General features: G+C 58.1%; 8 protein-coding genes and 4 pseudogenes. 7 read left to right on the forward strand and 5 right to left on the reverse strand.

Annotation, left to right across the window (positions count from 1 at the left end; genetic code table 11):
• Positions 1 to 111 precede the first annotated feature (111 nt).
• Positions 112 to 1,323 (reverse strand): sodium/glutamate symporter, encoded by a 1,212-nt coding sequence (gene gltS / locus BCO18175_RS39605; RefSeq protein WP_174989175.1) that lies wholly within the window; start codon positions 1,321 to 1,323, stop codon positions 112 to 114.
• A 393-nt stretch (positions 1,324 to 1,716) separates the two neighbouring features.
• Here gltS and BCO18175_RS39610 point away from each other — a divergent pair, with 393 nt between their 5' ends.
• Positions 1,717 to 2,973, forward strand: a complete 1,257-nt coding sequence (locus BCO18175_RS39610) for a putative Na+/H+ antiporter (protein ID WP_174989158.1) — start codon at positions 1,717 to 1,719, stop codon at positions 2,971 to 2,973.
• Positions 2,974 to 3,015: 42 nt separating this feature from the next.
• On the opposite strand, the pseudogene BCO18175_RS39615 reads toward BCO18175_RS39610, so the two are convergent.
• A pseudogene (locus BCO18175_RS39615) lies at positions 3,016 to 3,330 on the reverse strand (IS5/IS1182 family transposase); the annotation flags it as partial.
• A gap of 161 nt (positions 3,331 to 3,491) precedes the next feature.
• On the opposite strand from BCO18175_RS39615, the pseudogene BCO18175_RS40765 reads away from it, so the two are divergent.
• A pseudogene (locus tag BCO18175_RS40765) lies at positions 3,492 to 4,521 on the forward strand (IS3 family transposase); the annotation flags it as partial.
• A 118-nt stretch (positions 4,522 to 4,639) separates the two neighbouring features.
• On the opposite strand, the gene BCO18175_RS40770 reads toward BCO18175_RS40765, so the two are convergent.
• Entirely contained in the window at positions 4,640 to 5,113 is a 474-nt protein-coding gene (locus BCO18175_RS40770) for a hypothetical protein (protein WP_254608246.1), read from the reverse strand.
• A gap of 300 nt (positions 5,114 to 5,413) precedes the next feature.
• Here BCO18175_RS40770 and BCO18175_RS39630 point away from each other — a divergent pair, with 300 nt between their 5' ends.
• Both BCO18175_RS39630 and BCO18175_RS39635 read left to right on the forward strand, forming a co-directional pair.
• Complete coding sequence (locus BCO18175_RS39630; RefSeq protein ID WP_254608247.1) at positions 5,414 to 6,313, forward strand: reverse transcriptase domain-containing protein; 900 nt, start codon at positions 5,414 to 5,416, stop codon at positions 6,311 to 6,313.
• 22 nt (positions 6,314 to 6,335) lie between these two features.
• Positions 6,336 to 6,488, forward strand: a complete 153-nt coding sequence (locus BCO18175_RS39635) for an integrase core domain-containing protein (protein WP_174989166.1) — start codon at positions 6,336 to 6,338, stop codon at positions 6,486 to 6,488.
• A gap of 37 nt (positions 6,489 to 6,525) precedes the next feature.
• Here the strand turns inward: BCO18175_RS39635 and BCO18175_RS39640 are convergent.
• A pseudogene (locus BCO18175_RS39640) lies at positions 6,526 to 6,723 on the reverse strand (IS3 family transposase); the annotation flags it as partial.
• Positions 6,724 to 6,988: 265 nt separating this feature from the next.
• Here BCO18175_RS39640 and BCO18175_RS39645 point away from each other — a divergent pair.
• From BCO18175_RS39645 to BCO18175_RS39655, 3 genes and pseudogenes are all read left to right on the forward strand, one after another.
• Positions 6,989 to 8,527: a catalase gene (locus BCO18175_RS39645; RefSeq protein ID WP_174989168.1), complete on the forward strand. Its 1,539-nt coding sequence runs from the start codon at positions 6,989 to 6,991 to the stop codon at positions 8,525 to 8,527.
• A gap of 102 nt (positions 8,528 to 8,629) precedes the next feature.
• Positions 8,630 to 9,178 (forward strand): ankyrin repeat domain-containing protein, encoded by a 549-nt coding sequence (locus tag BCO18175_RS39650; protein ID WP_174989170.1) that lies wholly within the window; start codon positions 8,630 to 8,632, stop codon positions 9,176 to 9,178.
• A 216-nt stretch (positions 9,179 to 9,394) separates the two neighbouring features.
• Positions 9,395 to 10,080: pseudogene (locus BCO18175_RS39655) on the forward strand (transposase); the annotation flags it as partial.
• Between the two features lie 30 nt (positions 10,081 to 10,110).
• Here BCO18175_RS39655 and BCO18175_RS41085 read toward each other — a convergent pair.
• Positions 10,111 to 10,206: IS3 family transposase (locus tag BCO18175_RS41085; RefSeq protein ID WP_368040727.1), on the reverse strand; the 96-nt coding region annotated here is incomplete at its 5' end.

The raw sequence follows: 10,206 nt of genomic DNA on the forward strand, positions 1-10,206 counted from the left end.
TTTGTTTCAATCTATTTGACAGGTCAAAATCTAATGCCGACTCGCTCCAATGGAATCGGTCCCATCTAAATAATTTGCCAGACTGCCACGAATTCGATGCGAAGTACACCATCAGCCATAGATCGGCAACGCTAGAAACAGTTTGATCACTATCGCATTCGCAATATCGATGAAGAATGCGCTAACCATTGGCACTACGAGGAACGCCATGTGCGATGGCCCGAAGCGCGCGGTGACCGCCTGCATGTTCGCGATCGCGGTGGGTGTCGCGCCGAGCCCGAAGCCGCAATGGCCGGATGCGAGCACAGCGGCGTCGTAGTTTCGGCCCATCAAGCGAAACGTGACGAAGATCGCATAGACCACCATCAATACGACTTGCGCGCAAAGCAGCGCGAGCATCGGCAGCGCGAGCGACGCGAGCTCCCAGAGTCGCAGCGTCATCAGCGCCATCGCGAGGAACAGCGATAGGCTGACGTTGCCGAGCAGCGCGACGGCATGTTCGGAGACACGTCCGCCGGATAGCGCGAGACCATTGCTCAACAACACGCCGACGAATAGTACGCACACAAAGGTCGGCAGTTCGAATGCGGTGCCGTGGATCAGTGATTCGATTGCCGTGCCGCCCGACAACGCGATCGCGAACAGCGCGAGCGTGTTGATGAACGCGGACGGTGTCATCGACTGCTGCTCCTTCGGATGCTCGAAGCCGCCCGTGTCGCTGGCGCCAGCTTGCGGCACATCCGATGGTGTGGTGCCGGGCGTCGCCAAGTTGCGCGCCAGCAGCTTCGCGATCGGGCCGCCAAGCAGACCGCCCAGCACAAGCCCGAAGGTCGCACAGGCGATCGCGACCTCGGTCGCCGACTGCAAGCCATGGCGCTCGCTGAATACCTTGCTCCACGCGGCGCCGGTGCCGTGCCCGCCCGACAATGTGACCGACCCGGCTAGCAGCCCGAGCAGTGGGTCGAGGCCGATCGCCTTTGCGATCCCGACGCCGATTGCGTCCTGCAGGATCAGCAGGCCCAACACGACCAGCAGGAAGCGCACCAGCATTGGGCCACCCGACTTGAGGCTCGACAATTTTGCGTTGAGACCGATCGACGCGAAGAATGCGAGCATCAGCGGTGTTTGCATCGCTGTGTCGAAACGCACTTCGACGCCACCGACACCACGCAGCGCGGTGAGCGCCAACGCGACGATCAGCCCGCCCGCGACCGGCTCGGGGATCGTGAAAGTACGGAGCAGGCCAATGCGCTTCACCAACCATTGACCCAGCAGCAGAACCAGAGACGCTGCGACGAGTGTACCGAAGGTATCGATTTGCATGTGCGTATCCGAATCATTCAGTGATGCGATATTATCCATGAACGATACCGCCATGAAGTGGAGGTATGCAATTCTTCATAAATGCTTTCCCGGTCCTTTCATGCTGCGCTGCGAAATTAAAAGCAATGCTTTCGTACTGGAACGACATGCTTTCGTACACGGATGACTGTCGGAAGAAGCTTTCCTGTCTACAATCGTCCGCGGATTATCCAAGACACTTTCTTTCCATTTCCACCAGTCTTCCGAAGGAGGTGGGCGCATGCCGACACGACTCCCTAGACGGCTGCTGGAAATAACCTGTCGTTGCGGTGCAACGGTCGGCCCCATGGGCTTGTTTCCTTAACCATACCGCTGCGCCGCACCGGCGCGCCGGTTCACTCATGGGAATCCGCCATGCCCCATACCGTTGAAATTGCTGGCGCGGTCATCTTCGGTCTCGCGCTGCTGCATACGTTCCTTGCGAAGCGCTTCGAAGTGCTCGCGCATCGCCACCCGCGCCACGCGGGGTTGTTCCACTTCCTCGGCGAGGTCGAGGTCGTATTCGGTTTCTGGGCGCTCGTGCTGCTGATCACGATGACTGTGCTCGCCGGCCCGAAACTCGCGCTCGACTATGCGGAGTCGCGTGAATTCACCGAGCCGCTGTTCGTGTTCACGATCATGGTGATTGCTGCGAGCAAGCCGATCCTTGACGCGGTCACGAGCCTGGTGCTGCGGATTGCCCGCGTGATTCCTGTCGATAGGACCGTGGCCGTGGCTTGGCTTTCGCTGACGATGATTCCGCTGCTCGGGTCGTTCATCACTGAGCCGGCCGCGATGACGCTCGCCGCGCTGATCTTGCGCGACAGGCTGTTCGGGACAGCAATCGCGGAGCGCTGGAAGTACCTCGCACTCGGCGTTTTGTTCGTGAACGTGTCGATCGGCGGTACGCTGACAGCCTATGCGGCGCCTCCCGTGCTGATGGTCGCGTCCGCGTGGGGCTGGGACAGTACGTTTATGGCAACGCAGTTCGGCTGGAAAGCCGTTGTGGCGGTACTCGTCAATGCGACGGTGCTGACGGCGTTGATGCGCGGCGCGCTGGTGAAGACTCCGACCGCCGCTGCGGACATGGAGGGGGTGCGGGTTCCGGCAGGCGTGACGCTGATCCATCTCGGCTTCCTGATTGGTGTCGTGCTCGGTGCTCACCATCAGGTCGTGTTCATCGGCTTGCTGCTGTTCTTCCTCGGCTTCACGGCCGCGTACGAGCGTTACCAGTCACCGTTAATGCTGCGCGAGAGCTTGCTCGTCGCGTTCTTCCTCGGCGGGCTCGTGGTGCTCGGCGGATTGCAGCAGTGGTGGTTGCAACCGGTCGTCAGCTCGATGGATACCTACGCATTGTATGTGGGCGCGCTGGGCCTGACCGCCATCATGGACAACGCGGCCATCACCTATCTCGGCTCGTTGATCGCGGACATGCCCGATGAAGCGAAGTATATGCTCGTCGCCGGCGCGGTGGCCGGCGGCGGACTCACCGTGATCGCCAATGCGCCGAACCCGGCTGGTCTCGCAATCGTTCGGAGCGGTTTCCAGGACGAATCGGTAAGCGTTCTCGGGCTTCTCGCTGCGGCCGTCGTACCAACCTGCGTCGCGACTGCCGCGTTGTTGCTGCTCTGAAGTGTTCCTGCCTCGATTCCACGTACTTCAGAAGTTTGATTATTTAGAACCGGGGCGCACTCGATCGGTGGGGTTCGGGCCAGTTTTTCGCCCGTCCCAACCGCACGAATCGAAGAAGAATCGACCACCACACGGGAGAATTCGATCTGGTTGGCTGCCCGCAGTTTCGCCAGCAGGAGCGCGCGTAATGCGTCTCACACGCCAGCCTGCTGCCAGTCGCGCCGCCGCCCGCCACCAACTCAGGCCCGACCCGCCTCCCATCTCCGCAGGAAGGTCGTGCGAATACCAGTCTTTAGCACAAACAGAATCTCTAATTAGCGCGGTACGATCCGGTACCCGCTTGCGCCCGGGATACTTGAATCCACGTTGCTCGACCGTTCCGAGCGCTTGTGATGCCTGCACAGCTCCTATGCCGGCCCGTCCTAGCTCTCAGAGGTGGCCGCGCGAATTCGGACAGTCGGATAAGTGGTTTGGCCGAGGCCTGAGCCAGCGATAATGCTGGTAAAGGAACCGAGGAAATGACGAAGAGAACCCGGCGGACGCACTCAGGGGCGTTCAAAGCGAAAGTGGCTCTGGCGGCTGTCAAGGGCGAGCGCACGCTGGCCGAACTGGCGCAGCAGTTCGAAGTGCATCCGAATCAGATCACGGAATGGAAGCGACAGTTGCAGGAGCGTGCGGCAGACGTGTTTGGTACGACAGGTGTGCCGTCGAGCGAGCCGCCGGTGGACGTGAAAACGCTGCACGCGAAAATCGGACAGTTGACGCTGGAGAACGATTTTTTGTCAGGAGCGCTCGGCAAGGCCGGACTGCTGAGCGCAAAGCGATGATCGACCGTACGCATGCGCTACCGGTTTACCGGCAGACGCGGCTGGTTGGCATCGCGAGATCGAGCGCGTATTACCGGGCGCAGCCGGTCAGCCTGGCCGATGAGTTGCTGATGCGATGAATCGACGAGCTGCACATGGAGTTTCCGTTCGCCGGGGCGCGGATGCTGGCGCGCCTGTTGCGCCGGGAAGGTCATGAGGTGGGTCGCCGTCGCGTGCGCACGCTGATGAAGCGCATGGTGTCGAGGCGCTGTACTGCAGGCCGAACACGAGCCGCCGCAACACACGGCACAGGGTCTGGCCGTATCTGCTGCGCGGGTTGGAGATTGAACGGGCCAACCAGGTGTGGGCGCTCGACACGACGTATATTCCGATGGCACGCGGCTTCGTCTATCTGACGGCGGTGGTGGACTGGGCAAGCCGCAAGGTGCTCTCGCACCGGCTCGCAATCACGCTGGAAGCCGTACACGCCGTCGAAGCGCTGGAAGAAGCGTTCGCCCGTTACGGGCTGTCGGATATCGTGAACACCGATCAGGGTAGCCAGTTCACGGCGGGAGCGTTCATAGAGGCGGTGCTCAGCCGCAACATCCGTCTGTCGATGGACGGCAAGGGCGCCTGGCGCGACAACGTGTTCGTCGAGCGCGTGTGGCGCAGCATCAAGTACGAAGAGGTGGTGTGCTACGAACGCGACGGTTCGACGGTAGAGCCGTTGCGATGCTTTATCAAAGTGAGGGCGGGCCCCTCGGAGTCGGCTTGCAGGAGCAGGCTTCAAATCACCACAAGCTGCGCGAGTTAAGAGCTCGCGTGGTGAGCGTTGATGGAAAAGGCGGAGCTGGACTCCGTCAGGTGAGGGTCAGGAAGACGAACGTGAGTGAACCGCTGATGACGTGTCGAAACGTACTAACTGAAGTCGAAACCGGGATCTTGACTTCTATCCCGCGACAAAGGTTGGGGGCCAACCTGTTTGCTGCCCAACTGGCTTCCGGCATGAAGGCGGCGTGATCTTGATCCAGGCTTTGATAAGGAACGTAGGAACCTGTCGTCCCGATGCCAAGGGAGAAATCCAAGCGGATAGCCTCCGCAAGGGTGAGAGTACCGATGAGGGGCACAGGGGCGGAGGCGTTCGTAGTAGGGTTGAAGGCTCTGTAATGGGGCTGGACCGACGGAACGCCGTCGTCTGGCTTGATCGTGCGAGCAACCCGCGAGGGGAGGACTCGCATGAATAAGGCAAAGCCGTTTGATATTTCCAAACGCGAAGTGGGGAAGCGTTCAAGCGGGTGAAGGCAAATCACGGCGCGGCGGGCGTCGATGGACAATCGATTGCCGAGTTTGAAGAGGACCTGAGTAATAACCTTTACCGACTCTGGAACCGGCTGTCCTCGGGCAGTTATGTTCCGCCTCCCGTGCGGCGCGTGGATATTCCAAAGGCTGATGGCAAGACAAGTCCATTAGGAATGCAAACTGTGTCGGATCGCATCGCAAAAGTGGTGGTACGGCGATATATCGAACCGATTCTGGAACCAGTGTTCCATGACGATTCATATGGCTATCGACCGGGCCGCTCAGCGCATCAGGCGCTTGCAGTTGCGCGTTAGCGTTGCTGGCGCGCGGACTGGATGCTGGATCTTGATATTAAAGGCTTCTTCGATAATATCGACCATCAACTTCTGATGCGCGCGCTACGTCGGCATACGAACTGCAGGTGGGTGCTTCTATACGTCGAGAGATGGCTGGTCGCACCGGTTTGTATGCCCGATGGCGCTTTGGTATCGCGGGATCGGGGGACGCCGCAAGGGGCAGTTGTCAGTCCCATATTGGCTAACCTGTTCTTGCATTACGCGTTCGATCAATGGATGTCGCGGAACCATCCCGGCGTCCTGTTTGAGCGTTACGCCGACGATGTCATTTGCCATTGCAAGAGCGAGGCGCAGGCCGAACAATTGCGAGCAGAGCTCGATGCCCGGCTTGCGGCTTGCAAACTACAGCTTCACCCGGAGAAGACCAAGATCGTCTACTGCAAGGACGATAACCGACGCGGCAGCTATCCAGCGCAGCGCTTTGATTTCCTGGGCTACTGCTTTCGGCCCCGGAGTTCGATGAATCGCTCTGGAGCACTGTTCGTTAGCTTCGCTCCTGCGGTAAGCGACAAGGCAGCCAAATCGATGCGGTTGCGAATGCGTCGGTGGCGGTTGCACAGTCGCAATGACCTTGAACTCGTCGCAGTCGCTCAATGGACGCGGCCCGTGCTTCTGGGCTGGGTTCGCTACTACGGGCGGTTCCGGCCTTCCGCACTTCTCGGGCCTTACGTACACTGGATCCGTTCATTGTGCGTTGGGCTCAGCGCAAATACAAGAAACTCCGCACGCACACGCTGCGGGCATGGGATTGGTTGCGGCGTCTTAAAACGCAGCGCCCGACCCTGTTCGCGCATTGGACGCTCGGAGCCACGGCTGGACGATAGGAGCTGTATGAGTCGAGAGGCTCACGTACAGTTCTGGGAGGGCCTTGCGGTGTGATTCCGTTGGGCTACTCAACTATTTGAAAGCGTACGAGTCGGTCAGCCACGCCCGGCGCTCCATCGGCGAATACATTGATCTGTACAACTGGAAACGGCCCCATTCGATCCTGAAGGATCAGACGCCGGACGAGGCATACTTCGCGACGCTGCCTGCGATCAAATCGGCAGCATGATTGCCACGGACGTTCCACTTAAAAATCTCAGAAAACCGTCCGAAGGAGTGAGGCCATCTCTGTCGACCTCGTCGCGTTTGACCCAATCCAGAAGCGTCTGCGGCGTGCAGCCGATCATCGGTGCAATCGATTCGACTGCCGTCCACATCGACGGATGTTCGCTACGCTGCTCGCGTACCAGGCGCACTGCACGCTCTCGGACTTCCGGGGAAAACTTGCTTGCCTTCTTGTTCATGGCTCGATTCTCCCAAGAATACGAGCTTCCACCCAATTCGGTGCGGTTCACCCTAGAGGCTTGCGCAATCGACGATTTTGTACATGTCTTATGGCACCCTAGCTTGCGTCCTATTGTTTCAGTATATCTATGCCGTTAGTCTCGATATGCGGGTTACCGAATCCAGAAAGGACGGATTCTGTCGCCATATGGTGGCGCATACCATCTTGACACTGTTTAACACGATACGAACTATTAAATAATGTTCGATAACCTATGAGGTAACATGAAAATGTCGATCCGTAAATTGAACACTGGTCGATGGCTGATTGCGCTGACGACGATGTGTGCGTTGTCGCCAGCGGTGGTCGCATCGACGCTCACTCGCGACAACGGTGCGCCTGTCGGAGACAATCAGAATTCCCAGACCGCGGGCCCGAGTGGACCGACCTTGCTGCAAGACGTGCAACTGCTCCAGAAGTTGCAGCGTTTCGACCGCGAACGTATTCCCGAGCGCGTCGTTCATGCGCGCGGCACCGGCGCACACGGCGAATTTACCGCGCTAGCCGATATCTCTGACCTGACGATGGCGAAAGTCTTTGTTCGCGGTCAAAAAACGCCGGTGTTCGTGCGTTTCTCGACGGTCGCCAACGGTGCGTATTCTCCCGAGACGGCTCGGGATCCACGTGGCTTCGCGACCAAGTTCTATACGGCGGACGGTAACTGGGACCTGGTCGGCAACAACTTTCCGACGTTCTTCATTCGGGACGCGATCAAATTTCCAGACATGGTTCATTCGGTCAAGCCCGACCCCGCGACGAACCTGCCGGACGATGCGCGCCGGTTCGATTTCTTCTCGCACTTGCCTGAGTCGACTCGCACGCTTACGCTGCTTTACTCCAATCAGGGCACGCCAGCCAGCTACCGGATGATGGACGGAAACGGTGTCCATGCGTATAAGATGGTTAATGCGAAAGGTGAGGCACGTTATGTGAAATTTCACTGGAAATCGTTGCAAGGGATCAAGAATCTTGATCCGAATCAGGTCCAGGAGATTCAAGGGAAGGACTACAATTTCTTGAGCCGGGATTTGATCGAATCCATCAACAAGGGGGATTTCCCGAAGTGGGATCTGTATATCCAGGTGCTGGAACCTGAGCAGTTGGCGAAATTCGACTTCGACCCGCTGGATGCAACGAAGATCTGGCCGGATATCCCCGAGCGCAAGGTCGGGCAGATGGTACTCAATAAGAATCCGGCGAACATCTTCCAGGAAACGGAGCAGGTTGCCATGGCGCCGGCAAATCTGGTACCAGGCATCGAACCTTCCGAAGACCGACTGCTGCAAGGCCGCTTGTTTGCCTACGCCGATACGCAAATGTACCGCGTCGGCGCGAACGGGTTGCAGTTGCCGGTAAACCGGCCGCTCGCGGTGGTAAATAATGTCAATCAGGACGGCCTGATGAATGCCGGCAAGAAATCGGGCAGTGTGAACTATCAACCGAGCCGTTTGCAGAAGCGGGACGAGCAACCAACCGCGCGCGCCGTGGCAACGCCGCTGAAGGGCACGACCCAACAGGCGAAGATCCAGTCTGAACAGAACTTCAAGCAGGCAGGTGAGCTGTTTCGGTCATTCAGCGAAAAGGAAAAAGCGGATCTGATCGAGACGCTTGGAGGTGAACTCGCGAAAACTGATGACGAAAGCCGACATATTCTCTTGTCATACTTCTATAAGGCAGATGTCAACTACGGAACTGGATTGACGAAGGTCGCTAATGGTGATCTGAAGCGCGTCCAAGCACTTGCCGCGCAACTGAGAAACTGACAGGAAAACGCGAAATTCTGTACCCACTGGAACCCGTACATCAGCACGACCACGTGCTGATGTACGGTCCATCGTGGTGAGATACGCTCTGGTAGGTGACAAATGCGAAGAATATTTATTTCTCTTTTTATTTCTTTTGTGTTTGTGCATGCTTTTGCCGCGGAAATGGTCCAGGACGGCATGCCGGAAAGTCCGGAAATGATTCGAGAAAAACTTAGAAAGTATTTTCTGGACGCCGCTCGACAAGGAAATCAGGAAATTTTGAGTGATTTCATCGCCGCACGCTACGATTTGAATGTGCGAGACGAAAGGGGATACACTGGGTTAATACTGGCTGCTTATAATGGGCATCGACAAGCGGTCGAGCAGCTTCTTGCAGCTGGGGCAGATCCTTGTGCACAGGACAAGCGCGGCAATACCGCACTGATGGGTGCGATATTCAAAGGCGAATTGACAATCGCGCGCCGCTTGATGGCGACTCGATGCAATCTGGACCAGCGCAATCATGCCGGCCAGACTGCCGCCATGCACGCGGCACTTTTTCAGAGAATTCAGTTATTGGATTCCCTTGAGGAACGGGGTGCCGATCTGCATGCGTCGGATGCGTCAGGGAATACACCGGAAAGTCTGCGACAGGGAAATCTCCGGTAATCGAGGTGGACAGGTGCAGCGAATGCCTCGTACCGACCCGCCCTCGGAAGCGTGAATGCGGATTGGTCAAAGTTAATTCGCGTTCAGCAGTAGCTATTCGACATTCTCCCCTCCCGAAAGGGCAGAGAAATACCCAATAGTGAGGTTGACCTGAGACGTTTCTTGTATCCATCCGGCAAGTGAGTTCTCTTTTATCCTAGGGACAAGGAGGACTCGATGAAGAAGCGATTTACCGACGAGCAGATCATCCGCATCTTGCGCGAGGCTGAGAGCCGGGATGAGCCGGTGAAGGATCTATGCAAGCGCCACAACATTTCGGAACAGACGTTCTATCGTTGGCGCAACAAGTTCGGCGCGATGGACGTGGCTGACGCCCGTCGGCTCAAGGAGCTGGAATCGGAGAACGATCGGCTCAAGCGCCTGATCGCCGAGCAGATGCTGGTAATCGACGGCCTGAAGGAGTTCAGCCAAAAAAAATGATCACCCCGACGGGCCGGCGCGAAGCGCTGGAAGTCCTGACTCGGCGGGGGCTCTCGCAACGCAAGGCATGTCGCTACCTGGGACTGAGCCGCCGAGTGGCGACCTATACGCTCAAGCAACCGGAGAAGGATCGGAGTTTGGGCGAGAGGCTGATGATGGCCGCGCAAGAGGTGCCGCGCTTCGGCCATCGCCGGATGTCGGCCTGGCTGGCGTTGAGCGAATCGCGCGTGCGGCGAATGTGGCGAGCCCTTCAGCTCGACATTCCGCGCCGACGTCCTCGCCGACGTCGTTGCGGCGACGACATACGCCTGCCAGGCGCCACACAGCCCAATTCGGTTTGGAGCTATGACTTCGTGCACGATCAACTGGTGGATGGCCGGGCCTTGAAGATGCTATGCGTGATCGATGAATACACCCGCGAGTGACCCTGCCTCGTTTTCACGTACAGCATGTCATGCAGCAGCGCGTAGGGTTTCGTATTCGACGGGAGTGCAGTAGTCGATCGACGTGTGCATGCGCTGTCGATTGTAATAGCCTTCGATCCAGTC

Source organism: Burkholderia lata, from assembly GCF_902499335.1.
GTDB lineage: Bacteria > Pseudomonadota > Gammaproteobacteria > Burkholderiales > Burkholderiaceae > Burkholderia > Burkholderia lata_B.

What these genes read in the sequence shown, in the direction of transcription:
- gltS (WP_174989175.1), bottom strand. Translation starts at nt 1,323, where the DNA reads ATGCAAATCGATACCTTCGGTACACTCGTCGCAGCGTCTCTGGTTCTG.
- BCO18175_RS39650 (WP_174989170.1), top strand. Translation starts at nt 8,630, where the DNA reads ATGCGAAGAATATTTATTTCTCTTTTTATTTCTTTTGTGTTTGTGCAT.
- BCO18175_RS39630 (WP_254608247.1), top strand. Translation starts at nt 5,414, where the DNA reads ATGCTGGATCTTGATATTAAAGGCTTCTTCGATAATATCGACCATCAA.
- BCO18175_RS39645 (WP_174989168.1), top strand. Translation starts at nt 6,989, where the DNA reads ATGAAAATGTCGATCCGTAAATTGAACACTGGTCGATGGCTGATTGCG.
- BCO18175_RS39610 (WP_174989158.1), top strand. Translation starts at nt 1,717, where the DNA reads ATGCCCCATACCGTTGAAATTGCTGGCGCGGTCATCTTCGGTCTCGCG.